Genomic DNA, 26,441 nt, shown 5'->3' on the forward strand with positions numbered 1-26,441 from the left:
CATTTATTCACACAATGAGAGCCGAATTCATGTCCCTATCAATCAATCCAATACCCTCTGCATCACTGCATCCGACACCGAGCACTCAAGCGCAGACGCCACCCGCAGTCCCGCCAACAGCCAATCCCGTCCAACCCGACGAAACAGCACTGCTCAAGGCCTACCTCGAGGCCGCACAGCGCAAGGTGTTACACGGCAATGCCGGGCTTATAACCGTCCCGCCCCAAAGTACCCTGGGTCAATGGCTTGGGCTGTATCGCAGGCTTTTGGAAAACACCGTTGTCCAGAGCTGGCTGCGCGAACGACACTTCGCTCCAGACACCCTGCTTTCAATCAACCCCTCTACCGGTACCTTGTCGGCCGAGGTCGAGGGTAAAACCAAAACCTTTCAACTGTCGGATACCTCAGGCTGGGGGCAAATTTCAGGGCCATTGCTGGACGCCGCAAAAGTTATCGCCCCTGGCAATAACGGTGATTTGCGTGTGAGGCTGAGCGAGGACTCCATACAGGTCAGCGCAAAAGTGGTGGCCAACTTTGAAGGCGTTTCCCTGCCGCAAACACTGACACAGGCCCGTGCGCAAATCAGGCACCTGGAACATAAAGACACCTTCGACCCTATCCCCGCCGATGACCACCTGCGCCCTGCCAGCAGCCGCTCGGCACAGGCGCTGCTAGTGCAACAACACAACGCCGCCAGGTACTACAGCACCGCACCACAGGCCTTGGCTTACAAGCGCCTGGCGGTTGAGGTCGCCAACAACCTGCCCAATACGCGGGCAGAAGCCAAGAAGTGGGCGGATGACCTGCTGCTCAAACTCACGGGCAAACCTATCGACTCCGACACCGTCTACTTGAATCGCTTCAAAGGCGGCGAAAGCGCGGACACGGCGACCGGCTGGGAACACACATTCCAGGAGCCCTGGTCTTCGCTGCGCTTGCCCGACGCCCTGCTGAAAAACTTCTCCGAGCACGACTGGGTGCCTGGCAACCTCGACCTCGACGCGGGTTTGTATACCCAGCCTGCCGGGCAAAGCGAAAACGGCGGCTACGGAAAACACAATCAAATCGACCTCAAGCCGTCCCAAGTGATGCATGAAAGCTGGAAAACCGACTTTCAGACCCAGATGACCCAGAAATTCGACGCGTTCTGGAGCGCGCATACCGATGACTACCAGACGGTAATCAAGGGCGAGTTTGTTTCCCAGGCCCGAGAACAACTGAAGAGCGCCGAAGCCGGGTCATCTGCTGAGCGAGCGTTACAAGCCCCCGAACATCAGTTCACCCGTGGCGACTACAGCCTGGTAATGGCGGCGGCAAACAATATTCCACTCGACGAAAACACCCCCCTGAGCCTTGAACAGCTGCAGGCTAAAGCGCCAGTAAACAGCACCCCCCAAGTGCATGCCCTTGATATCCACGGTTTTATATCCAGCGACATTCTTCGATTCAGCAACGACGACGCTGGCCGGCAAGTGCTTTACCTACCTGGAGCCAAACCGGCATTTCTGCGCTTCGACTCCTTGGACAAGCTCAATCAATGGGTGATTGACCAGACCAAGGACCCGAAAAAAAGCCAGTCGCTGCTCGCGCACTTCTCGTTGGCTGATCGTCAGAACCGTAAGCCTGGCGTTCTCATACAACTGGCAAGCGGGTTCGTACCGGGCGGGAGCTTTACAGGTATTGGCGACACGCGAGATGGCCTGGACGCCCTCTTCAAGAAAATGGCCGCCGACGCTCTGAAAACACCGCTGAATAAAAGCAGTCAGTCAAAGATCGAGGGGGACGTGTTTTCCACCCTGGCAACCGCTGCCAAACAACGCATGACGAGTGATACCGACGTTGTCGTCAAATCCAACAGCGAAGTGACGCGGGACACATGGCTCAATGACATTACCGTGGCCGCGGGGTTACTGGCCAAGCTTGCTCCCATCGCAGCACCGGTCACCGGTGCCGCAGTAATTGCCGGGCTGACCGAACTGGGGCTGGGGTTCGAACAATCCGCGTCCGGAGACACCGAGGCGGAACGCGACAACGGGGCCTCCCGAGCACTCGATGGTGTGCTGAACACATTATTTTCCATCGGGGCGAGTACCGTCCCTGAAGATCCTTTTGCACTGCCGCCGAAGAAAGAACTGCCGGTGAGAAACCCGCTTGTTCAACCACAAGTCACCGAAATTGAAGAACCGAAACCCGGGCCATCCAATGGTACTCAGGTGGTCAACGACGCGGGGGCTCCGGCGCCAAAATCCCGCCCCCTACTGCCGATGGCGCCCTATGCTGTCCCCGAGGGTGAACAGTTGATAAAGGACGCGCCCCGCGACGCGCTGGGTGTCTACCGAATATCCGACAGCCAGGGAGCACTGCGCCAATTCGTGCGCCTTACCGATGAGACGGGGGCGAGCAAGGTATTTGAGATATCGGGGCGTTACCGCACCGGCGATGTGTTTGCCAGAGTCATCAACCCTGATAACGGCGCGGGACTGATGATCATCACACCCGGGCGTGATGGAGAGTGGGCCCGTGCGCCGGGCGATGGCGGGGTGAAGTGGCAGTGGCCGTGGCCGCGAACTGAGTCCCCGACACTCAGTAACGATATAAAAACCCCTGCACAGGTATCGGATAATTTTATTGAGTTAGACGGTACCAAAATGAAAGGCGCTGACATATTCGACAAGTATTTCAACGTTGAAGAGCAAGCGAACTATAAATATGGCATCAGCGTCGAGGAGGAGAACGGTGTTTTAAAGAATCGCCCTGTCTTTTCTTGGACAGCCGACAGCGGGGATTTCACGGTATCCGCATCGGAAAGAGCCTCCTCATCCCCGTTCGGTACCAGCAATTACTCCGAACAATTTATCAAAGACATCAACCGAGACCCTTACACAATAAGGCGCCCTGGCCTGGAGAACGTTGAAATCGACATATCTCGGCAGATAGCAGGAATGACTATCCCCAATAACTTAGAAGAGCCGATTCGTGAGGGGCTTATAAGGGACGGGATCGATAAATTTGAGCACATCGTGCCCGATCCTGACATGCGAGCGGCAATTTCAGAGGTTGCTCATCAAGGCTCGTCCGCTCCTGTGTGGTTTGAATTGCAGCCTCCCCGAGTGAAGCCCGGCTTTAGCAGCAACGTTGGCAAAAGGCGGTACGTCATCGACTACAACCCTTTAAAAAATGAAACAGAGGTCACCATAACCACCCAATGGCACCTGAAATATGCGGTTAGAGGTGAGTCCACCCTCGCCGATGACGTGAACATAACAGCCACTCGAACGTTCACCCTTCGTGAAAGTAATGAAATAGATGGCCAGCCCGTTACAATCGACAAATCGGCTCCCATCCGGATAGAAGTCTCCCCCCGCATAAACGTATCTCCTACCTAAGCCAGCTGAACGGCGGTAACCTCGGTGACCGCCGTTTTCGTTTGGGCAGCTTTAATATGCCCGCCATTTCAGGGGTCTTTATGCAAAGAATCGCCGTCAAGCCACTACTCCTCGCCGCAAGCCTTGTGGCCTTTATGCCGATGGCCCAGGCCGCCACGACCCTGGTCTACTGCTCCGAAGCCAGCCCCGCCGGCTTCGACCCCAGCCAGTACACCAGTGGCACCGATTTCGATGCCTCCGCCGAAACCGTGTTCAACCGCCTGACCCAGTTCAAGCGCGGTGGCACCGAGGTGGAGCCTGGTCTGGCGACGAGCTGGGATGTTTCGAAGGATGGCCTGACGTACACCTTTCACCTGCGTGAAGGCGTCAAGTTCCACACCACCGACTTCTTCACCCCGACCCGCGATTTCAACGCCGATGACGTGCTGTTCACTTTTAATCGCCTGCTCGATGCCCAGAGCCCGTTTCGCAAGGCCTACCCATCCGAGTCGCCCTACTTCACCGACATGGGCTTGAACACCACGATCAAGAGCGTCGAAAAACTCGACGAGCACAGCGTGCGGTTCAACCTGAACACGGTCGATGCTTCGTTCGTGCAAAACCTGGCCATGAGTTTCGCCTCGGTGCAATCGGCCGAATACGCCGCCCAACTGCTGAAAGAGGGCAAGGCCGAACAGATCAACCAACAACCGGTCGGTACCGGGCCGTTTGTGTTCAAGCGCTATCAGAAGGACTCGCAGATCCGCTACGTGGCCAATAAACAGTATTGGAAACCCGAGGACGTGAAGCTCGACAACCTGGTGTTCGCCATCACCCCGGACGCCGCCGCACGCCTGCAAAAACTCAAGGCCGGCGAATGCCAGGTCAGCGGTTACCCGCGCCCCGCCGATATCGAGGTGATGAAGCAAGACCCCAACCTGCGCGTGTTGCAACAAGCAGGCTTCAACCTGGGCTTTTTGGCCTATAACGTGACTCACCCGCCGCTGGACCAGCTCAAGGTGCGCCAGGCCCTGGACATGGCCATCGACAAGCCCGCGATCATCAAGGCCGTGTACCAGGGCGCCGGGCAATTGGCGCAGAACGCACTGCCTCCCGCGCAGTGGTCTTATGACCCGAACATCCAGGACGCCCCCTACGACCCGACCAAGGCACGGTTGCTACTAAAAGAAGCAGGGGTTGCACCAGGTACCACCATCAACCTGTGGGCAATGACCGTACAACGCGCCTCGAACCCGAATGCGCGGATGTCCGCACAAATGATTCAACAGGATTGGGCCAAGGTCGGCATCAAGGCCAACATCGTCAGCTATGAGTGGGGCGAATACATCAAGCGCGCCAAAAATGGCGAGCACGATGCAATGATTTATGGCTGGACCGGCGACAACGGCGACCCCGATAACTGGCTGGGCGTGCTCTACAGTTGTGCCGCGGTCAAGGGCAGCAACTACGCCAAATGGTGTAACCCGGCCTACGACAAGCTGGTGCAGCAGGCCAAGGTCAGCAGTGACCGTGAGCAGCGCATCAAGTGGTATCAACAGGCACAGAAAATCCTTAAGGAACAAGTACCTATAACGCCTATTGCGAACTCGACGGTTTTCCAGCCTATGCGCAAGCAAGTGCAGGACTTCAAGATCAGCCCGTTTGGGCTAACGCCGTTCTACGGTGTGGGTCTAGATAAGTAACAGCCGCGCCCCAACCGAGTGCGCTAGACGCCTCGGCTGGGCTTTTTTGGTGCGCCATTTGCACCGAAAAAACCCTCCAAACAAGCACTTTTGTGTCGAAACTTTCATAATTGCGACATTCCTGTACGTTCGTACCACAGTTTTCCCTTTGCAACCGCTCTGCATCTTGCATTGGGTATGGCGCCTGCATAAGTATCCGCAGGCCGACTCACGAGGTCGCCCTCACCACCAAAAATGACAACAAATCATGAGGCCAACATGCTTAAACACGCAGTCCTTCCGTTATTAGTGAGCGCTGGCCTTATGGCCGCAGCCCCCGTAGCCCTTGCGGCAACTAACCTGGTGTTCTGCTCCGAAGGGAGCCCGGCCGGTTTTGATCCAGGCCAGTACACCACCGGAACAGACTTCGATGCCTCGGCCGAAACCATGTTCAACCGCCTGAGCCAGTTCGAACGTGGCGGCACTGCCGTCGTTCCTGGCCTTGCCACCAGCTGGGACGTTTCCCCGGATGGCCTGACGTACACCTTCCACCTTCGCGAAGGCGTCAAGTTCCACACCACCCCGTACTTCAAGCCTACTCGTGAATTCTCGGCTGACGACGTACTGTTCACCTTCAACCGGATGATCAATAAAGACGATCCATTCCGTAAGGCCTACCCCACCGAGTTCCCGTACTTCACGGACATGGGGATGGACACCAACATCAAGAACATCGAAAAAGTCGATGACCACACTGTCAAGTTCACCCTTGGCACCGTGGACGCCGCGTTCATCCAGAACCTGGCCATGAGCTTCGCCTCGATCCAGTCCGCCGAATACGCTGCGCAGCTGTTGAAGGAAGGCAAGCCTGCCGACATCAACCAGAAGCCGGTCGGCACTGGCCCGTTCGTGTTCAAGAGCTACCAGAAAGATTCGAACATTCGCTACACCGGCAACAAGGACTACTGGAAACCTGAAGACGTGAAGATCGACAACCTGATCTTCGCTATCACCACTGACCCGTCGGTGCGTATCCAGAAGCTCAAGAAAAACGAATGCCAGATCACCCTGTTCCCACGTCCGGCCGACCTCAAGGCGCTGGGTGAGGACAAGGACCTGAAACTGCCGCACCAGGCCGGTTTCAACCTGGGCTACATCGCCTATAACGTCATGCCAGTACTCAAGGGCCAGACCGCCGCGAACCCGCTGGCTGACCTGCGCGTCCGTGAAGCCCTGGACATGTCGGTGAACAAGCAGCAGATCATCGACTCCGTGTACCAGGGTGCCGGCCAGCTGGCAGTCAACGCCATGCCGCCGACCCAGTGGTCCTATGACACCACCATCAAGGATGCCAAGTACGATCCTGCCAAAGCCAAAGAGCTGCTCAAGGCCGCTGGCGTCAAGGAAGGCACCGAGATCACCCTGTGGGCCATGCCGGTTCAGCGCCCCTACAACCCCAACGCCAAGTTGATGGCCGAGATGCTGCAGAACGACTGGAAACAGATCGGCCTGAAGGTCAACATCGTCAGCTACGAGTGGGGCGAGTACATCAAGCGCTCCAAGGGCGGCGAGAACCAGGCCATGATCATTGGCTGGAGCGGCGACAATGGTGACCCGGACAACTGGCTGAACGTGCTGTTCGGCTGCGACTCGCTGTCGGGCAACAACTTCTCCAAGTGGTGCGACAAGAAATTCGACGGCATCGTGAAAGAAGCCAAGGCCACATCGGATGTCGCCAAACGCACCGAGCTGTATAAGCAGGCGCAACATATCCTCAAAGATGCAGTCCCGATGACACCTATCGCGCACTCGACGGTGTATCAACCCATGCGTAATACCGTACAGGACTTCAAGATCAGCCCGTTTGGCTTGAACTCCTTCTACGGCGTTAGCGTCAGCGGCAAGTAAGGATCAATAACGGCGACGTTTCATAACGTCGCCGTTATTCCATCCGCCTGGACCTTAGGAAACAGACTACGTTTGCAAGCGTTGCCGTCCTACAGCAATGAACTGCGACCCGTGCCTCCGTTGCCTACAAGGTCAGTCAGAATTGACGCATTTACTGCAAGGTCAGCGCCCCATAAGGTCGTAGGACAGCAGCGGCATCATTCTGGTGAAGGGCACTTGCTGTGTGTGGGATCAGTGAGGTCTGCCTGGCTGCACGCCAGCAGGAAGGCTCGCTGTTGATAACTACAAACAAGGACCGGGAACGTCATGCGCCATACAACCGTTGTATCCGCTCTGTTTGCCACCAGCCTGCTGGCCGTGGCCACGATGGGCCAAGCCGCCGAAAAGAAGAGCCTGGTGTTCTGCTCCGAAGGCAGCCCGGCAGGGTTTGACACTGCGCAATACACCACCGCCACCGACAACGATGCGGCGGAGCCTTTGTATAACCGTTTGGTGGAGTTCGAAAAAGGCGCCACCGACGTCGTCCCTGGGCTGGCAACCAAGTGGGATATCTCCCCGGATGGCCTGACCTACACCTTCCACCTGCGTGAAGGGGTGAAATTCCACAGCAACAAGGAATTCAAGCCGACGCGGGACTTCAACGCCGACGACGTGCTGTTCACCTTCAACCGCATGCTTGACCCCGACCACCCGTTTCGCAAGGCCTACCCTACCGAGTTTCCGTACTTCAACGGGATGAGCCTGAACAAGAACATCGCCAAGGTCGAGAAAACAGGCCCCTACACCGTGGTGATGACCCTGAACACGGTGGACGCTGCGTTCGTGCAGAACATCGCCATGAGCTTTGCCGCGATCCTTTCGGCCGAATACGCCGAGCAGTTGCTCAAGCAAGGCCGGCCCAGCGACATCAACCAGAAGCCGATCGGCACTGGCCCGTTCGTGTTCCAGCGTTACCAGAAAGATTCGCAGATCCGCTACGTGGGCAACAAACAGTACTGGGACCCGAGCCGCGTCAAGCTGGACCAACTGATCTTCGCCATCAACACCGACGCCTCGGTACGCGTGCAAAAACTCAAGGCCGGCGAATGCCAGGTGACCCTGCATCCACGCCCCGCCGATGTCGAAGCCCTCAAGGCCGACCCGAACCTGCAGCTGCTGACCAAGCCGGGCTTCAACCTCGGCTATATCTCCTACAACGTGCGCCACAAGCCGTTCGATCAGCTTGAAGTACGCCAGGCGCTGGACATGGCGGTGAACAAGCAGAGCATTCTCAACGCCGTGTACCAGGGCGCCGGGCAACTGGCGGTCAACGCCATGCCGCCGACGCAGTGGTCTTACGACGACAGCATCAAGGATGCCGCCTACAACCCGGAAAAAGCCAAGGAGTTGCTCAAGGCCGCCGGTGTCAAGGAAGGCACCGAGATCACTCTGTGGGCCATGCCGGTACAGCGCCCGTACAACCCCAACGCCAAGCTGATGGCCGAGATGCTGCAAAACGACTGGGCCAAGATCGGCCTCAAGGTCAAGATCGTCAGCTATGAGTGGGGCGAGTACATCAAGCGCACCAAAAACGGTGAGCACGATGTCAGCCTGATCGGCTGGACCGGCGACAATGGTGACCCGGACAACTGGCTCGGCACCCTCTACAGCTGCGACGCCATCGGCGGGAACAACTACTCCATGTGGTGCGACCCGGCGTACGACAAGCTGATCAAGCAAGCCAAGGTCGTGACCGACCGCGAACAAAGGACTGTTCTGTACAAACAGGCGCAGCAACTGCTTAAGCAGCAGGTGCCGATCACGCCTATCGCCCACTCGACGGTCAACCAGCCGTTAAGCGCCAAAGTCGAAGGCTTCAAGGTAAGCCCCTTCGGCCGCAACGTGTTCTCGGGCGTCAGCATCAACCCATAAGACAATAACCGGATGGCGGGGAGCGAAATCGGCTCCCCGGCAAACGTGCGACTTTTGTTGGGAAATTTCCTACGCCAAACGTTTGCAATAGCTTGAACGAGTTCCACACCCAATAGCCGGATCACCCAAAAAGACCGGCATTAAAAAAGAGAACCAAAGGAGCTTCACCCATGAAACTGAGCAGCAAAGCGCTTCTGGCCTTGGCCATCAGCAGCATCACGGCCACCGCCTACGCTGAAACGCAAAGCCAGGACTTCGTTCCTACCACCCTGGCCGGCACCAGCGCCCAAAGCGAGGCCAAAGGCTTTATCGAAGATTTCAGCCTGGGCGGCACCACGCGTAACTGGTACTCCCATGAAAGCAAATACCGTGGGGGCACCTTCTCGTACCAGAAACACGGCCAGACCCTGACCGACCGCAACCGTACCAACTGGGTGCAAGGCACCATCCTCAACGCCAGCTCGGGCTTCACCCAGGGCACCGTTGGGGTCAAGACTGAAGTGGCGGTGTACAACGCCCTGGTACTGGACCGCAGCAAGCGTGATATCAAAGGCGGCTCCAACCGTACCCTGGCCGACTCCAACGGTGACGCCGTCGACCAGTGGAGCAAACTGGGCCTGGCCAACGTGCAATTCCGTGTGTCCAACACCACACTGACCGCCGGTCGCCAGAACTTCAGCAGCGGCATCGTCGACACCATCGGCAACCGTGCCCTGCCTTCCAGCTTCCAGGGTGTGAGCTTTAACAGCGAAGAGTTCAGCAACCTGTCGTTCCAGGGTGGCGTGTTCGACCGCGTTTCGCCACGTAGCGAGCAGAGCCTGTCGAAATTCCGCAGCGAATACGGCAACGGCGCAGAAACCGACAAAGTGTCGACCCTGGGTGTGAACTACCAGCCGCTGAAAAGCCTGAAGACCAGCTTCTTCGCCGCCAACGTGAAGGACTTCTGGAACCAGTACTACTTCGGCGCTACCCACGAGCTGGGCGACGCTCAGCAGTTGGGCCTCACTACCGGTTTCAACTACTACAAGACTGTCGATGAAGGCAAAAAAGAGATGGGGGAAATCGACAACGATACCTTCTCCCTCTCCCTGGGCCTGACTCACCAGGCACACAGCCTGACCTTCGGCTACCAGCAAGTGAACGGTAACGAGTACTTCGACTACCTGCACGAAACCAACGGTATCTACCTGGCCAACTCCCTGACGTCTGACTTCAACGGCCCGAACGAGAAATCCTTCCAGATCGCCTATGCCATCAACATGGCTGAATACGGCGTACCTGGCCTTAAGTTCAACGCCTACTCGGCACGCGGCTGGGGCATCGACGGTACCCACTACACCGGCAACAATGGCCGGGCCAAGTTTGCCTATGACGGCATCCAGTCCCAGGACGGCGAGAAGCACCAGGAATACGGTGTAGGCGCCTCTTACGCGCTGCAGAGCGGCCCACTCAAAGCCACCACCGTGCGTGCAACCTATGTTGAGCACCGTGGCAGCGAGTTCCAGTCCGACGGCAGCATCAAAGAGTTCCGTCTGGTTACCACCATCCCGTTCAACATCCTTTAATTAGTGCCAGGCAGGCGGCGAGCTCAGGACGAGCCCGCCGCCTACGCTTTTCTGGTTCCATCGATTGCAGAGGGCTCTGAATGAAAATGCTCCCACTCCAAGCCGCCATGGCCGCTGCGCTGTTGAGCGTGGCGATCGGCGTTTCGGCCAAACCGCTGGTGGTCTGCACCGAAGCCAGCCCGGAAGGTTTCGACCCGGTCCTGTACACCACTGCCGTGACCGCTGACGCCGCCGCTGAAACCATGTTCAACCGCCTGGTGGACTTCAAGCCCGGCACCACAGAAGTGGTGCCTGCCCTGGCCAAAGACCTGCCGGAAATCAGCGCCGATGGCCTGACCTATACGTTCCACCTGCGTGACGACATCAAGTTTCACACCACCGACTATTTCAAACCCACGCGCAACCTGAACGCCGATGATGTGCTTTGGAGCTTCCAGCGCCAGCTGGACCCGAATCACCCGTGGCATAACAAATCTCTCGTGGGTTACCCGTATTTCGAAAGCATGGGTTTCAAGGAACTGCTCAAGAGCGTAGAGAAGACCGATGATCACACCGTCGTCTTTACCCTGACCCGCCCAGAAGCTCCGTTCCTGGCCGATCTGGGCATGGCATTCTCTTCAATCCACTCGAAGGAATACGCCGACCAGTTGCTCAAGTCCGGTAAAACTGAAGACCTCAACGCCAAGCCTATCGGCACTGGCCCATTCGTCTTCAATCGCTACCAGAAAGATGCCCAGGCGCGCTTCAAGGCCAACCCGGACTACTTCCGCGGCAAACCGGCGGTCGACCCGCTGATTCTGGCGATCACCACCGATAACAACGTGCGCCTGCAAAAGCTCAAGGCCAACGAATGTCAGATCGCGTTGTTCCCCAAGCCGGATGACATCCCAAGCATCAAGAAAGATCCGAACCTGAAAGTCGATGAACTGGCTGCGATGACCACCAGCTACACCGCATTGAACACCACGCGCAAATACATGAGCGATGCCCGGGTACGCCATGCGATTAACATCGCGTTCGACAAGGCAGGTTACACCGAAGCCCTGTTCGGCAAAGGCAACGCGGTAGTCGGCACCGGCCCCTACCCACCGACCTTGCTGGGTTTCAGCGAAAAACTGAAGAACCCACCCCGTGACCTGGACAAGGCCCGCGCCCTGCTCAAGGAAGCCGGCGTACCGGAAGGCACAGAATTCACCCTGTTCACCCGCAACGGCGGCGGCCCAACCAACCCCAATCCAATGCTCGGCGCCCAGCGTATGCAGGCGGATCTGGCGCAGGTTGGCCTGAAGGTCAATATCAAAGTCATGGAATGGGGCGAAATGCTCAAACGCGCTAAAAACGGCGAGCACGACATGGTTTCGGCGGGCTGGGTCGGTGACAACGGCGACCCGGATAACTTCCTCACTCCGAACCTGAGTTGCGATGCGGCGAAAAACGGCGAAAACTACGCACGCTGGTGTAACAAAGAGTTTCAGGACTTGATCGACAAGGCTCGTGCGGAAAAGGAACCGGCCTTACGGGCTGCGCTCTATGAACAAGCACAAGATGTCTTCGAGAAGGACCAGCCATGGCTTCCAATGGCTTACCCGAAACTGTTCACCGCCATGCGCAAGAACGTAGAAGGCTTCACCCAAAGCCCTCTGGGTACAAATAACTTCGCCACCACCCAGGTGAAGTAAATAAGAAAAACGCTCGGCACCGTCGACACTGACGGTGCCGGACCTGCCTAACCGGCTGATTGAGGTACACACCAAGATGTTTAGTTTTATTGCCCGCCGACTGGGGTTATTGATCCCCACGTTCTTCGGCATCACGTTGCTGACCTTTGCGTTGATTCGCATGATTCCAGGCGACCCCGTAGAAGTCATGATGGGCGAGCGACGGGTTGACCCCGAAATGCACGCACAGGCAATGGAGCGCCTTGGCCTTAACAAGCCGCTGTATGCGCAATACCTGGACTATGTCGGCAAGCTCGCCCAGGGCGACCTTGGCGAATCGCTGCGCACCCGCACCAGCGTGTGGACCGAGTTCACCGCCCTCTTCCCCGCGACCCTGGAACTGTCCATGGCCGCGCTGTTGTTCGCCGGTATCCTGGGCCTGTTGGCCGGGGTGATCGCGGCACTCAAGCGAGGGTCCCTGTTCGACCATGGGGTGATGGGCATCTCCCTGGCGGGGTATTCGATGCCGATCTTCTGGTGGGGCCTGATCCTGATCATGTTCTTCTCGGTGAGCCTGGGCTGGACCCCGGTTTCCGGGCGTATCGACCTGCTCTACGACATCGAGCCGCGCACCGGCTTCATGCTGATCGACACCCTGCTGGCCGACGAGCCGGACGCGTTCTGGGATGCGTTGCACCACCTGATCCTGCCGGCCATCGTGCTCGGCACCATCCCGCTGGCAGTGATCGCGCGCATGACCCGTTCGTCGATGCTCGAAGTGCTGCGTGAGGACTACATCCGTACCGCCAAGGCGAAGGGCCTATCGCCGGCTCGCGTGGTGTTCGTGCACGGCCTGCGCAACGCGCTGATCCCGGTACTCACCGTGGTCGGCTTGCAAGTCGGCACACTGCTGGCCGGTGCGGTACTGACCGAAACCATCTTCTCGTGGCCCGGCATCGGCAAATGGCTGATCGAAGCCATTGGCGCGCGGGACTACCCAGTGGTGCAAAACGGCATTCTGCTGATCGCCTGCCTGGTGATCCTGGTGAACTTCGTGGTGGATATCCTCTACGGCTTCGCCAACCCACGCATCCGTCACCAGCGCTGAGATCATGACCATGACCACACCTACTCAAGTGTCAGCAGTCGATCAGAGCCTGCTGTACCCGTCCCCGTACAAAGAATTCTGGCAAGCCTTCTCCAAGAACAAAGGCGCGGTTGCCGGCCTGCTGTTCATGTTGCTGATCGTGTTCTGCGCGATCTTCGCTCCGTGGGTTGCCCCGCATAACCCCAGCGAGCAATACCGCGACTTCCTGCTGACCCCGCCGGCGTGGCTGGAAGGTGGGCAGATGCAGTTCCTGCTGGGCACCGACGAACTGGGCCGTGACTTGCTCTCGCGCCTGATCCAGGGTTCGCGCCTGTCGTTGCTGATCGGCTTGTCGTCGGTGGTGATGTCGCTGATCCCGGGCATCCTGCTGGGCCTGTTCGCCGGGTTCTTCCCGCGCTTGCTCGGCCCGACCATCATGCGCTTGATGGATATCATGCTGGCCCTGCCGTCGCTGCTGCTGGCCGTGGCGATTGTCGCCATCCTCGGCCCTGGCCTGATCAACACCGTGATCGCCATCGCCATCGTGTCGCTGCCGTCCTACGTGCGTCTGACCCGCGCGGCCGTAATGGGCGAACTGAACCGCGACTACGTGACTGCCGCCCGCCTCGCTGGCGCCGGCCTGCCACGCCTGATGTTCATCACCGTGCTGCCTAACTGCATGGCACCGCTGATCGTACAAGCGACCTTGAGCTTTTCCTCGGCGATTCTCGATGCCGCGGCCCTGGGCTTCCTTGGCCTTGGCGTACAACCGCCAACCCCTGAGTGGGGCACCATGCTGGCCTCGGCCCGTGACTACATCGAACGCGCCTGGTGGGTGGTGAGCCTGCCTGGCTTGACCATTTTGCTCAGCGTGCTGGCAATCAACTTGATGGGTGACGGCCTGCGCGACGCGCTGGACCCGAAACTCAAGAACGCCGCCTGAGGAGATTCCCATGTCACTGTTAGAAATCAAGAATCTCAACGTACGCTTCGGCGACAAGACCGCCGTGCCGGTAGTCGATGGCCTCGACATTTCGGTCGACAAAGGCGAAGTACTGGCGATCGTTGGCGAGTCGGGTTCGGGTAAATCCGTGACCATGATGGCGCTGATGGGCCTGATCGAGCACCCTGGCATCGTCACCGCCGACGCCCTGAACTTCGACGGCAAGGACATGCTCAAGTTGAGCAACCGCCAGCGCCGCCAGATCGTCGGCAAAGACCTGGCGATGGTGTTCCAGGACCCGATGACCGCGTTGAACCCCAGCTACACCGTGGGTTTCCAGATCGAAGAAGTGCTGCGCCTGCATTTGAAAATGTCCGGCAAACAAGCACGCAAACGCGCCATCGAGCTGCTGGAAAAGGTCGAGATCCCAGGCGCCGCAAGCCGTATGGACGCCTACCCGCATCAACTGTCCGGCGGTATGAGCCAGCGTGTGGCCATCGCCATGGCAATTGCCGGCGAGCCCAAACTGCTGATCGCCGATGAACCGACCACTGCACTGGACGTGACCATCCAGGCGCAGATCATGGAACTGCTGCTGGCCCTGCAAAAAGAGCAGAACATGGGCCTGGTGCTGATCACCCACGACCTCGCGGTAGTGGCTGAGACCGCCCAGCGCGTGTGCGTGATGTACGCCGGCCAAGCCGTGGAAGTCGGCCAGGTGCCGCAGTTGTTCGACATTCCGGCACACCCGTATAGCGAAGCGCTGCTCAAGGCGATTCCCGAGCACAGCCTGGGTGCTACGCGCCTGGCCACCCTGCCGGGCATCGTGCCGGGTCGCTATGACCGCCCACAGGGTTGCCTGCTGTCGCCGCGCTGCCCGTACGTGCAGGACTCCTGCCGCGCCCAGCGCCCGGGCCTTGATCCGAAAAGCCACAGCCTTGCCCGCTGCTTCTACCCGCTGAACCAGGAGGTGGCGTAATGGCCGTCGTACTTACCGCCCGCGACCTCACCCGTCACTACGAAGTGTCCCGTGGCCTGTTCAAAGGCCATGCCACCGTGCGTGCCCTTAATGGCGTGTCTTTTGAGCTGGAAGCCGGCAAGACCCTCGCCGTGGTGGGCGAGTCGGGCTGTGGCAAGTCCACCCTGGCCCGCGCCCTGACGCTGATTGAAGAGCCCTCGTCGGGCTCGTTGAAAATCGCCGGGCAAGAAGTGGCCGGCGCCGACAAGGCCCAGCGCAAGCAGTTGCGCAAAGACGTGCAGATGGTGTTCCAGAGCCCCTATGCCTCGTTGAATCCCCGCCAGAAAGTCGGCGATCAACTGGCCGAGCCGTTGCTGATCAACACCAACCTGTCGGCCGCTGAGCGCCGCGAGAAAGTGCAGGCGATGATGAAGCAAGTGGGCCTGCGCCCTGAGCATTATCAGCGCTACCCGCACATGTTCTCCGGTGGCCAGCGCCAGCGCATCGCGCTGGCCCGAGCGATGATGCTGCAACCCAAAGTGCTGGTGGCGGACGAACCGACCTCGGCGCTGGACGTGTCGATCCAGGCCCAGGTGCTTAACCTGTTCATGGATTTGCAGCAGGAATTTAACACCGCCTACGTGTTCATCTCCCACAACCTGGCGGTGGTGCAACACGTCGCTGACGATGTGATGGTGATGTACCTCGGCCGCCCGGTTGAGGTGGGCCCCAAGGAAGACATCTACGCACGCCCCTTGCACCCTTACACCCAGGCGCTGCTGTCGGCCACCCCGACCATTCACCCGGACCCGAGCAAGCCGAAGATCAAGATCGTCGGCGAACTGCCCAACCCACTGAACCCGCCACCTGGCTGTGCGTTCCACAAGCGGTGCCCGTATGCGACGGCGCGTTGCAGCAGCGAGGAGCCGCTGTTGCGTCCTTTGGATAATCGGCAGGTGGCTTGCCACTACGCGGAGCAATTTGTGGCCTGAAGCAACACAACCGCCCTGTGTGGGATCGTTCCCACGCTCTGCGTGGGAACGCCGTCGGCGACGCTCTGCGTCCGCCAGCTCAAGCCTGGCGCAGGAGTGACGCGGAGCGTCACAGGATCCATCCCCACGCAGAGCGTGGGGATGATCTCGTTGCATGAGTTCCATCGCCCTTCCCGCCAGATTGCGCATCAGTCTGGCCGGAGGGGCTTTTTTTGCGCGGTTGTAACAAAAAACATACCGTTTGAACCCCTGCCCAAAGCCCTGAAAACATTGAGCCAGAGCATTTCAAAAAGTGTATAGATTGTAAATGCAATTTACTTCTGTTTGAGAATCAATACCATTACGGCGCACGGAGAGCGCTGGATGCACGAAAAAAATTCAGACGCCTCTCGTTCAATCGCCCCTCCTAAAGGACTTTGTGGACATGTCGTCTCAATTCAGGCTCAGCCATCTCTCGCTGGCGTTTATCGCTACCCTTTCGTCCCCCGCGCTACTGGCGCAGAGCGTGGAAAAAGAACGCGACAAAGTGCCGATCCAAGCGACAGACCTGCCTGTGGATGGCACGCCCCAAGCCCTGGTGCTGGGCGAGACACGTGTACTGGGCACCGCCGCCGAAGAACTCAAGCAAGCGCCCGGCGTGTCGATCATCACCGCCGAAGACATCAAGAAACGCCCGCCCACTAACGACCTGTCGGAGATCATCCGCCGCGAGCCGGGTGTGAACCTGACCGGCAACAGTTCCAGCGGCAGCCGTGGCAATAACCGCCAGATCGACCTGCGCGGCATGGGCCCGGAAAACACCCTGATTCTGATCGATGGCAAGCCGTCCACCTCGCGCAACGCTGTGCGTTACGGCTGGAGTGGTGACCGTGATACCCGTGGCGAAACCAACTGGGTACCGGCCGAAGAGGTCGAACGCATTGAAATCCTGCGCGGCCCGGCCGCCGCCCGTTATGGCTCCGGTGCCATGGGCGGTGTCATCAATATCATCACCAAACGCCCCACCGACCAACTGCACGGCTCGCTGACCGCCTACACCGCCTTTCCCGAAAACGATGCCGAGGGCGCGAGCAAGCGCACCAACTTCAACCTCAGCGGCCCATTGAGCGACAGCCTGGCGTTCCGCGTCTATGGCGGCCTGAACAAGACCGACGCCGATGACGCCGATATCAACCGCGCAGCCCAAGCGACCCCAGACTCGCTGGTAGCCGGCCGCGAAGGTGTGCGCAACAAAGACGTGAATGGCTTGCTGAGCTGGCAATTCACCCCCGAGCAAACCCTCGACCTGGAAGCCAGCTACAGCCGCCAGGGCAATATTTTCGCCGGCGACACCATGCTCAACGGCGGTGGCGCGTTCGTGGAAAGCCTGGTGGGCAAGGAAACCAGTGTGATTCAACGCAGCAGCTTTTCTGCCACCCATCGCGGCGAATTCGACTGGGGTTCGACCCTGGCCACGCTGACCCACGACCTGACCCGCAACGAGCGCCTCAACGAAGGCCTGGCCGGTTCCGGCGAAGGCGCGCCCTCCGCCAGCGCGGGTCGTTTCGAGTCGCGCCTGCGCAATACCCGGGCCACTGCCGAGGTCAACCTGCCCCTGAGCGTGGGTGCGGAACAGGTGCTGACCCTGGGCAGCGAATACCTCTACGAGTCGATGAACGACCCTGGCTCGTTGCGCCCGCAAAGCTATGACCCAGGCACCGGCGGCGTCCCCGCCATCCCGGGCATCAGCCGCAACAGTACCAAGACCACCGCCTCAAGCTACGCCTTGTTTGCCGAAGACAACATCGAACTGGGCAGCAAGACTGTCATCACGCCTGGCTTGCGCTTCGACGATCATGAGGAATACGGCGGCAACTGGAGCCCCAGCTTCAACGCTTCGCACCAGTTGACCGATGAACTGAGCATCAAGGGCGGCATTGCCCGCGCCTACAAAACCCCCAACCTGTACCAGTCCAACCCGAACTATTTGCTCTACAGCCGTGGCAATGGCTGCAACGCCAGCGAAGCCAACATGGGCGGTTGCTACCTGGTGGGCAACCGGGACCTGAAGCCGGAAATCAGCGTCAACAAGGAAATCGGCCTGGCTTTGGACAAGGGCACCTGGCGCACCAGTGCGACGTATTTCCGTAATGACTACAAGAACAAGATCAACGCCAGTAACGAGGCGGCGTTCCGTCTGGGCAATGGCCGACGTGTATTGGAGTGGGAAAACAGCGGCCCAGCCTTGGTGCAGGGCGTTGAAGGCAACCTGTTCATCAGCCTGCGCGATGATCTGGACTTGAACACCAACCTGACCTACATGATCGACTCCAAGGACAAGGACACCGGCGAGCCCTTGAGCATCATCCCCAAGTACACCGTCAACACCACGCTGGACTGGCAAGCCACTGACAAGCTGTCTTTCCAGGTCAGCGGCACCTATTACGGCAAGCAGGAGGCGCCGACGCTCAACTCACGCAGCGCCAGCAGTTACGATCGCAGCGCCCAGCAGGACGTCGACCCGTACGGACTGATGGGCCTGAGCAGCGGCTACGAATTCAATAAAAACCTGAGCGTACGAGTGGGCATCAACAACCTGCTGGACAAGCGTTTGTCGCGCAAAGGCAACGCCGAGGATGCGGGGGCGCAGACCTACAATGAGCCAGGGCGGGCTTACTTCGCGTCGGTGACCACTTCGTTCTGAGGAAAGTGGGCGGCCAGTAATAACAATGCCTTGGAAACCCCATCCAAGGCATTGTTTGAAGCGCTTTACATTGCTGGGCGAGCCTACGTCTGGCTATCGCCTTCGTCTGCGTCGTCGCTGTCGGGCTCTTCGGTGGTCGAGTCATCATCCCCCTCAGTGCCACCTTGGCCTTTATCGCCGGGTTCCGCTTCGGACTTGGCCAACTGCAAGTCCGAGCCCTGGCTACTCGTCACCATGGCTGAGCCATGCACCGGGTTATGCGCCCAGGCCGTCGACATCCCCAACGACAACAGCACCAGCACCTTCATCAACAGCACTATTCGTTGAAAAATACTCATGATCGATTCCGTCCAGTCAGTAGGTAAAGCCCACGCGACAGACCCATTACCATCGCCAGTCTTTGAAGCTAGTTCTGATCAAGGGTTTGCGCCAATTTCTGGTCAAATCGAGATTAACTGCGGGCTTGCTCGCGAATGCGGGGCGTCATTCAACAGATGCGTCGGCTGATCCACCGCCTTCGCGAGCAAGCGCGCTCCCACACTTAGCCTTTGGGCGACCAATAAAAAGGGCGAAGCCATCACAGCTTCGCCCTTCTCTTAACCGCTCAAACCTTAGTGGTGTTCGCGGGTCGCGCGGAATTTCACATCCGGCCAACGCTCTTCCATCAACGCCAGGTTCACCCGGGTCGGCGCCAGGTAGGTCAGGTGACCACCGCCGTCGATCGCGAGGTTTTCCACGGCTTTGTTGGAGAACTCTTCCAACTTCTTCTTATCGCTGCAATCAATCCAGCGCGCCGAATACACGGTGATCGGCTCGTAGGAGCACTCCACCTTGTATTCCTCTTTCAAGCGGCTGGCGACCACGTCGAACTGCAGCACCCCCACGGCGCCGAGGATGATGTCGTTGCTGCGCTCGGGGAAGAACACCTGGGTGGCGCCCTCTTCGGCCAATTGCTGCAAGCCTTGGCGCAGTTGCTTGGACTTGAGCGGGTCACGCAGGCGCACGCGGCGGAACAGTTCCGGGGCGAAGTGCGGGATACCGGTAAAGCCCAGCGCTTCGCCTTCGGTGAAGGTGTCGCCGATCTGGATGGTGCCGTGGTTGTGCAAACCGATGATGTCGCCGGCAAACGCCTCTTCCAGCTGCTCACGCTCGGAGGAGAAGAACGTCAGGGCGTCGCCGATGCGCACGTCCTTGCCGGTGCGCACGTGGCGCATCTTCATGCCTTTTTCGTATTTGCCGGAGCAGATGCGCATGAAGGCGATACGGTCACGGTGTTTGGGGTCCATGTTCGCCTGGATCTTGAACACAAAGCCGGTGAATTTCTCTTCCACCGGTTCCACGGTGCGCTCGTTGGCGACGCGGGCCAGGGGTTTTGGCGCCCAGTCCACGACGGCGTCGAGCACGTGGTCGACACCGAAGTTGCCCAGCGCGGTACCGAAGAACACCGGCGTCAGTTGGCCGTCGAGGAACTCCTGCTGGTTGAACTCATGGCAGGCGCCCTGCACCAGTTCCAGCTGGTCGACAAAACGGTCGTACTCGTCACCCAGGTGGGCGCGGGCTTCGTCGGAGTCGAGCTTCTCGATGATCTTGGTTTCGGTGCGTTCATGACCGTGGCCAGCGGTGTAGACAATGATGTAGTCGTCGGCCAGGTGGTACACGCCCTTGAAGTCGCGGTAGCAACCAATCGGCCAGGTGATCGGCGCGGCCTTGATCTTCAGGACGGCTTCGATTTCATCCAGCAGCTCGATGGGGTCGCGGATATCGCGGTCGAGTTTGTTGATGAAGCTGACAATCGGCGTGTCACGCAGACGGCACACGTCCATCAGCGCGATGGTACGTGGCTCGACGCCTTTACCGCCGTCGAGAACCATCAGCGCCGAGTCCACCGCGGTGAGGGTGCGGTAGGTATCTTCGGAGAAGTCTTCGTGCCCCGGGGTGTCGAGCAGGTTGATCATGTGCTCGCGATACGGGAACTGCATGACCGACGTGGTAATGGAAATACCCCGTTGTTTTTCCATTTCCATCCAGTCGGAGGTGGCATGGCGGTCGGATTTGCGCGATTTCACCGTGCCGGCTACCGCGATCGCCTTGCCCATCAGCAACAGCTTTTCGGTGATGGTGGTTTTACCGGCATCGGGGTGGGAAATAATGGCGAAAGTGCGGCGTTTCGCGACTTCGGCGGCCTGGTGGGTCATGGGAAATCGCCTGGCAGGTGAGTCAAAAAAGGGCGGCGAGTATAGCGCAAACGCGAGGGTCCGGACCACCGTTGAGCCCATTGGGGGTGGCTAAATACGCCCAAGTGTGGAACCTTTTAAAAGGTAGAGACGTCCACTCCCCTGCTATCGCACTCGGAACAGGGGCTGAAAAATCAGCAAGTTAGCCTGACGAGGCTGCGCTCATGGCTCGATCGCATACTGCATTGCCAGTATCGGCGAGTTGCTTTTCGCGAACCCATTCCAAGGCAGCCAGTCATGGCCCTGCCGCTCGGAAATGTGTTCGCCGACAGAAGAAAAAAAGGAGTCCGCCTGTGGCTATTCGCTATGGCAAAGGGCTGATAGGAGCAGTGGTTGTCGTCGCTCTCCTGGCCCTGCTGGTCCACTGGATCGGCATCAACACGATCGAACTGTACCGCGACGATTTGTTGTTTTACCTGCAAGCTCATCTGATTCTCGTCCTAGTCTCCATGCTGGCAGCCCTGATTGTGGGCATCCCCGCCGGTATCCTGCTCAGCCGACCCAATATGGTCGGGCGCGCAGAACGTTTCATGCAGATCTTCAACATCGGCAACACCGTCCCTCCCCTGGCCGTACTGGCCATCGCCCTCGGCGTCCTCGGCATCGGCAGCGGCCCGGCCATCTTCGCGCTGTTCCTCGCCTCGCTCCTGCCCATCGTGCGCAACACCTACGAAGGCCTGAAAAACGTTCAGGGTTCCCTGAAAGAAGCCGCCACCGGCATCGGCATGACTCCACGTCAGGTGCTGTTTCGCGTGGAATTGCCCAACGCCGTGCCGATCATCATCGGCGGTGTGCGCGTGGCCCTGGCGATCAACGTCGGCACCGCGCCGCTGGCCTTCCTGATTGGCGCCAACAGCCTGGGCAGCCTGATCTTCCCCGGCATCGCCCTGAACAACCAGCCGCAACTGTTGCTCGGCGCCGCCTGCACCGCGCTGCTGGCGTTGCTGCTTGACGGCCTGGTAACCATGGCCAGCGGCCTCTGGCTGGAACGCGGGTTGCGCCCGTCTTAAGCCCGGTAAAGGAATTCACATGAAAAAACTGAGCTTGATATTAGGCTGCGTCCTGCTGCTTGCAGGTATTGCACAAGCCGCCGAAAAACCCGTGATCCGCATTGGCGCCCGGGTGTTCACCGAGCAGACCCTGCTCGCCGAAATCACTTCCCAGTACCTGCGCACCAAGGGCTACGACGCCCGTGTGACCGGCGGCCTGGGCAGCAACCTGGCGCGCAGTGCCCAGGAAAGCGGGCAACTGGACCTGATCTGGGAATACACCGGTGTGTCCCTGGTGGCCTACAACCATATCGACGAGAAACTCGACAGCGAACAGTCCTACGCTCGGGTCAAAGAACTCGACGCGAAAAAAGGCCTGGTCTGGCTGTCGCCGTCGCGCTTTAGCAACACCTATGCCCTGGCATTGCCGGAGAAAGTCGCGCAGGAACATCCCGAGATCAACAGCATCAGCGATCTCACCCAAGCCATGGCCGAGGAGACCAAAGAGCATCGCCTGGTCGCCCTGGATACCGAGTTTGCCAACCGCTCCGATGGCCTGGCGGGCATGGTCAAGCTGTACGACATGAACCTGACGCGCAAGAACACCCGGCAGATGGACGCCGGGCTGGTCTACACCGCGCTGCGTAACGGCCAGGTGTTTGCAGGTTTGGTCTACACCACCGACGGGCGCCTCAACGCCTTTAAGTTGAAGCTGCTGGAAGACGACAAGCACTACTTCCCCGACTACACCGCAGCCCCGGTGATCCGCCAGGAATACCTCGACAAGCACCCGCAACTGGCCGCCGAACTCAAGCCTTTGGCACACCTGTTCGACGACGAAACCATGCGCCAGCTCAATGCACGGGTCGACGTCGACCATGAGAGCCCGTCCGCCGTTGCCGCCGATTTCCTGCGCCAACATCCAATCAACTAAAAAGGAGAAGACATGGAATTTTTGAACGCCTTTTCCCATCTTGATTGGGCCCAAGTGCTGCACTTGACCTGGCAGCACATCACGCTGGTCGGCATCGCCGTGATCCTGGCGATCTTTATCGGCGTGCCCCTGGGCATTCTGATGACGCGCTTCCCCACCCTGGCAGGCCCGTTGCAAGCCAGCGCCACGGTGCTACTGACCGTGCCCTCCATTGCGCTGTTCGGCCTGCTGCTGCCGTTCTACTCCAAGTTCGGCCAGGGCCTGGGGCCAATGCCGGCGATCACCGCCGTGTTCCTCTACTCCCTGCTGCCGATCATGCGTAACACCTACCTCGCACTGACCGGCGTAGAGCCAGGCATTCGCGAAGCCGCACGCGGCATCGGCATGACCTTCGGCCAGCGCCTGCGCATGGTCGAACTGCCGATTGCGGTGCCGGTGATCCTCGCCGGTGTGCGCACCGCCGTGGTGATGAATATCGGTGTGATGACCATCGCCGCCACCATCGGTGCCGGTGGCCTGGGTGTACTGATTCTGGCTTCTATCAGCCGCAGTGACATGTCGATGCTGATCGTCGGCGCCGTGCTGGTCAGCCTCCTGGCCATCTTCGCCGACCTGCTTCTGCAATGGCTGCAACGCTCGCTGACTCCAAAAGGATTGCTCAAATGATCGAACTTCAAAACCTGTCCAAGACTTTTCAAAGCAACGGCAAGACTGTCACTGCCGTCAACGATGTAAGCCTGACCGTCAACGAAGGCGAGATTTGCGTATTCCTGGGGCCCTCGGGCTGCGGCAAGAGCACCACGCTGAAAATGATCAACCGCCTGATCAAGCCCACCTCGGGCAAGATTTTGATCAACGGCGAAGACACCACCGACCTCGATGAAGTAACCCTGCGCCGCAACATCGGCTACGTGATCCAGCAGATCGGCCTGTTCCCCAACATGACCATCGAAGAGAACATCGTGGTGGTGCCCAAGCTGCTCGGCTGGGACAAGCAGAAATGCCACGACCGCGCCCGCGAGTTGATGAGCATGATCAAGCTGGAGCCCAAGCAGTACCTGCATCGCTACCCGCGTGAATTGTCGGGCGGGCAGCAACAGCGCATCGGCGTGATCCGCGCCCTGGCGGCTGACGCACCGTTGCTGCTGATGGACGAGCCGTTCGGCGCGGTCGACCCGATCAACCGCGAGATGATCCAGAACGAGTTCTTCGAGATGCAGCGCGCACTGAACAAGACCGTGATCATGGTCAGCCACGACATCGACGAAGCCATCAAGCTGGGTGACAAGATCGCCATCTTCCGCGCCGGCAAGCTGCTGCAGATCGACCACCCGGACACACTGCTGGCGCACCCGGCCGACGAGTTCGTCAGCAATTTCGTGGGCCAGGACAGCACCCTCAAGCGCCTGCTGCTGGTCAAAGCCGAAGACGCAGCGGACAACGCCCCGTCGGTGAGCCCGGAAACCCCGGTGGCCGATGCCCTGGAATTGATGGACGAGCATGACCGCCGGTACGTGGTGGTCACCTGCGCCGAAAACAAGGCGCTGGGCTATGTTCGCCGCCGCGACCTGCACCGCCAGGCCGGCACCTGCGGCCAGTACCTGCGCGAGTTCAACGCCACGGCGGCGTATGACGAGCATTTGCGCATTCTGCTGTCGCGCATGTACGAGTTCAACCGTTCGTGGTTGCCGGTGATGGATGCGGAGCGGGTGTTCCTTGGGGAAGTGACCCAGGAGTCGATTGCCGAGTACCTGAGTTCCGGTAAGTCCCGTGGGGGCAAGACCAGTATTGTCTCCCCGGCCGAGACTGCTTTGGCCTGATAGATCGCTATCGCAGCGATGCGGCGACCCGACAAGCCAGCTCCCACATTTGAACTGCATTCTTATGTTGGAATGCATTCCCCTGTGGGAGCTGGCTTGCCTGCGATGAATACACCGCAAATCCATCTGATTGGCCCCATCCGGGGAACATCAATCCGTCACACCGGTCGGTTACATAAGTAGCTGCACGCGGCCGCGCGACGAACGCGTGCAAAAACGCGACATTTTTAGTTGATCCCACGCCCGCCAAGCCCTAAAGTTCGCGCCGAACGTCCATGCTGGAAACGATCCATCCGGCTCAAGTACTGACGACGAGACAGCAAGGCCAAGGGCAGCTTACCCCGTGGCCTTTTTGCTTTCGGCGACATGCCTTGGGAAGTAGGCGAACCAAAGTGGGGATACGGAGGACGTTCATTTGCACCCATTGATCAAATTAGTTTGCCCTTAGGAGTTCCCAGCATGTCGATCCAGGTCGAAGATTATTTCGCGCGCGCCACTTTTGACAAAATGAAGGCGTTCGCCGACAAGCAAGAAACCCCGTTCGTGGTGATCGACACCGCGATGATCAGCCAGGCCTACGATGACCTGCGCGCCGGTTTCGAATTCGCCAAGGTGTATTACGCCGTCAAGGCCAACCCGGCCGTTGAAATCATCGACCTGTTGAAAGACAAAGGCTCGAGCTTCGACATCGCTTCGATCTACGAGCTGGACAAGGTCATGGACCGCGGCGTCAGCGCCGACCGTATCAGCTACGGCAACACCATCAAGAAATCCAAGGACATCCGCTACTTCTATGAGAAGGGCGTGCGCCTGTTCTCCACCGACTCCGAAGCCGACCTGCGCAACATCGCCAAGGCCGCGCCGGGTTCGAAAGTGTATGTGCGTATCCTCACCGAAGGCTCGACCACCGCTGACTGGCCGTTGTCGCGCAAATTCGGCTGCCAGACCGACATGGCCATGGACCTGCTGATCCTCGCCCGCGACCTGGGCCTGGTGCCTTACGGCATCTCGTTCCATGTTGGCTCGCAACAGCGCGACATCAGCGTGTGGGACGCGGCCATCGCCAAGGTCAAGGTGATCTTCGAACGCCTGAAAGAAGAAGACGGCATTCACCTGAAGCTGATCAACATGGGCGGTGGCTTCCCGGCCAACTACATCACCCGCACCAACAGCCTGGAAACCTACGCCGAAGAAATCATCCGCTTCCTCAAGGAAGACTTCGGTGACGACCTGCCGGAAATCATCCTGGAACCTGGCCGTTCGCTGATCGCCAATGCCGGCATCCTGGTCAGCGAAGTGGTGCTGGTGGCGCGCAAGTCCCGTACCGCGGTCGAGCGTTGGGTGTACACGGATGTGGGCAAATTCTCCGGCCTGATCGAAACCATGGACGAAGCCATCAAGTTCCCGATCTGGACCGAGAAGAAAGGCGAGATGGAAGAAGTGGTCATCGCCGGCCCGACCTGCGACAGCGCCGATATCATGTACGAAAACTACAAGTACGGCCTGCCATTGAACCTGGCCATTGGTGATCGTCTGTACTGGTTGTCGACCGGTGCCTACACCACCAGCTACAGCGCGGTGGAGTTCAATGGGTTCCCACCGTTGAAATCCTTCTACGTTTAACCCCTCCCCCGCTCGTTCCCACGCTCTGCGTGGGAATGCCTCCTGTAACGCTCTGCGTTACGCGCTCATGTGCGGACGCAGAGCGTCCA

Annotated in this window: 18 protein-coding genes; 16 read left to right on the plus strand and 2 right to left on the minus strand. The window is 59.1% G+C overall.

Features of this window, described 5'->3' with window-relative positions:
* Positions 1-29 precede the first annotated feature (29 nt).
* The 11 genes from CRN80_RS03520 to CRN80_RS03570 all read left to right on the plus strand — a co-directional run bounded on the left by CRN80_RS03520 (position 30) and on the right by CRN80_RS03570 (position 18,752).
* Entirely contained in the window at positions 30-3,386 is a 3,357-nt protein-coding gene (locus tag CRN80_RS03520; protein ID WP_098949577.1) for a dermonecrotic toxin domain-containing protein, read from the plus strand.
* A gap of 80 nt (positions 3,387-3,466) precedes the next feature.
* On the plus strand, positions 3,467-5,068 hold the full coding sequence (locus tag CRN80_RS03525; protein WP_032893590.1) for an ABC transporter substrate-binding protein: 1,602 nt from the start codon (positions 3,467-3,469) through the stop codon (positions 5,066-5,068).
* A gap of 258 nt (positions 5,069-5,326) precedes the next feature.
* Positions 5,327-6,955, plus strand: a complete 1,629-nt coding sequence (locus CRN80_RS03530) for an ABC transporter substrate-binding protein (RefSeq protein ID WP_003188490.1) — start codon at positions 5,327-5,329, stop codon at positions 6,953-6,955.
* 366 nt (positions 6,956-7,321) lie between these two features.
* The gene (locus tag CRN80_RS03535) at positions 7,322-8,866 is read left to right on the plus strand and encodes an ABC transporter substrate-binding protein (protein WP_370874668.1); all 1,545 of its coding nucleotides are present in this window, start codon (positions 7,322-7,324) and stop codon (positions 8,864-8,866) included.
* Positions 8,867-9,036: 170 nt separating this feature from the next.
* Positions 9,037-10,431, plus strand: coding sequence for an OprD family outer membrane porin (locus CRN80_RS03540; protein WP_003188488.1), 1,395 nt, complete (start codon positions 9,037-9,039; stop codon positions 10,429-10,431).
* Positions 10,432-10,511: 80 nt separating this feature from the next.
* On the plus strand, positions 10,512-12,110 hold the full coding sequence (locus CRN80_RS03545; protein ID WP_032893592.1) for an ABC transporter substrate-binding protein: 1,599 nt from the start codon (positions 10,512-10,514) through the stop codon (positions 12,108-12,110).
* Positions 12,111-12,186: 76 nt separating this feature from the next.
* Positions 12,187-13,197, plus strand: a complete 1,011-nt coding sequence (locus CRN80_RS03550; protein WP_003171721.1) for an ABC transporter permease subunit — start codon at positions 12,187-12,189, stop codon at positions 13,195-13,197.
* A gap of 10 nt (positions 13,198-13,207) precedes the next feature.
* Positions 13,208-14,119: an ABC transporter permease subunit gene (locus tag CRN80_RS03555; protein WP_003188486.1), complete on the plus strand. Its 912-nt coding sequence runs from the start codon at positions 13,208-13,210 to the stop codon at positions 14,117-14,119.
* A 10-nt stretch (positions 14,120-14,129) separates the two neighbouring features.
* Entirely contained in the window at positions 14,130-15,098 is a 969-nt protein-coding gene (locus tag CRN80_RS03560; protein WP_034126279.1) for an ABC transporter ATP-binding protein, read from the plus strand.
* On the plus strand, positions 15,098-16,069 hold the full coding sequence (locus CRN80_RS03565) for a peptide ABC transporter ATP-binding protein (protein ID WP_003188483.1): 972 nt from the start codon (positions 15,098-15,100) through the stop codon (positions 16,067-16,069). Before CRN80_RS03560 ends, CRN80_RS03565 begins: the two co-directional genes overlap by 1 nt.
* 424 nt (positions 16,070-16,493) lie before the next feature.
* On the plus strand, positions 16,494-18,752 hold the full coding sequence (locus CRN80_RS03570; RefSeq protein ID WP_098949578.1) for a TonB-dependent siderophore receptor: 2,259 nt from the start codon (positions 16,494-16,496) through the stop codon (positions 18,750-18,752).
* An 83-nt stretch (positions 18,753-18,835) separates the two neighbouring features.
* Here the strand turns inward: CRN80_RS03570 and CRN80_RS03575 are convergent, their stop codons facing one another.
* On the minus strand, positions 18,836-19,090 hold the full coding sequence (locus CRN80_RS03575) for a hypothetical protein (RefSeq protein ID WP_098949579.1): 255 nt from the start codon (positions 19,088-19,090) through the stop codon (positions 18,836-18,838).
* Positions 19,091-19,363: 273 nt separating this feature from the next.
* Positions 19,364-20,947 carry a peptide chain release factor 3 gene (locus CRN80_RS03580; protein ID WP_003188476.1) on the minus strand — a complete coding sequence of 528 codons (1,584 nt, stop codon included), beginning with the start codon at positions 20,945-20,947 and terminating at the stop codon, positions 19,364-19,366.
* 332 nt (positions 20,948-21,279) lie between these two features.
* Here CRN80_RS03580 and CRN80_RS03585 point away from each other — a divergent pair, with 332 nt between their 5' ends.
* From CRN80_RS03585 to CRN80_RS03605, 5 genes are all read left to right on the plus strand, one after another.
* Positions 21,280-21,996 carry an ABC transporter permease gene (locus tag CRN80_RS03585; RefSeq protein WP_098949580.1) on the plus strand — a complete coding sequence of 239 codons (717 nt, stop codon included), beginning with the start codon at positions 21,280-21,282 and terminating at the stop codon, positions 21,994-21,996.
* A 19-nt stretch (positions 21,997-22,015) separates the two neighbouring features.
* Positions 22,016-22,909, plus strand: a complete 894-nt coding sequence (locus CRN80_RS03590; protein WP_032893595.1) for a glycine betaine ABC transporter substrate-binding protein — start codon at positions 22,016-22,018, stop codon at positions 22,907-22,909.
* A 12-nt stretch (positions 22,910-22,921) separates the two neighbouring features.
* Entirely contained in the window at positions 22,922-23,575 is a 654-nt protein-coding gene (locus CRN80_RS03595) for an ABC transporter permease (RefSeq protein WP_003188473.1), read from the plus strand.
* A complete protein-coding gene (locus CRN80_RS03600) occupies positions 23,572-24,729 on the plus strand; it encodes a betaine/proline/choline family ABC transporter ATP-binding protein (protein WP_003188471.1) in 1,158 nt (385 codons plus the stop codon). Before CRN80_RS03595 ends, CRN80_RS03600 begins: the two co-directional genes overlap by 4 nt.
* Positions 24,730-25,188: 459 nt before the next feature.
* The gene (locus CRN80_RS03605) at positions 25,189-26,352 is read left to right on the plus strand and encodes a type III PLP-dependent enzyme (protein ID WP_032893596.1); all 1,164 of its coding nucleotides are present in this window, start codon (positions 25,189-25,191) and stop codon (positions 26,350-26,352) included.
* Positions 26,353-26,441 lie beyond the last annotated feature (89 nt).

The organism is Pseudomonas sp. FDAARGOS_380 (assembly GCF_002591235.1).
Lineage (GTDB): Bacteria > Pseudomonadota > Gammaproteobacteria > Pseudomonadales > Pseudomonadaceae > Aquipseudomonas > Aquipseudomonas salmasensis.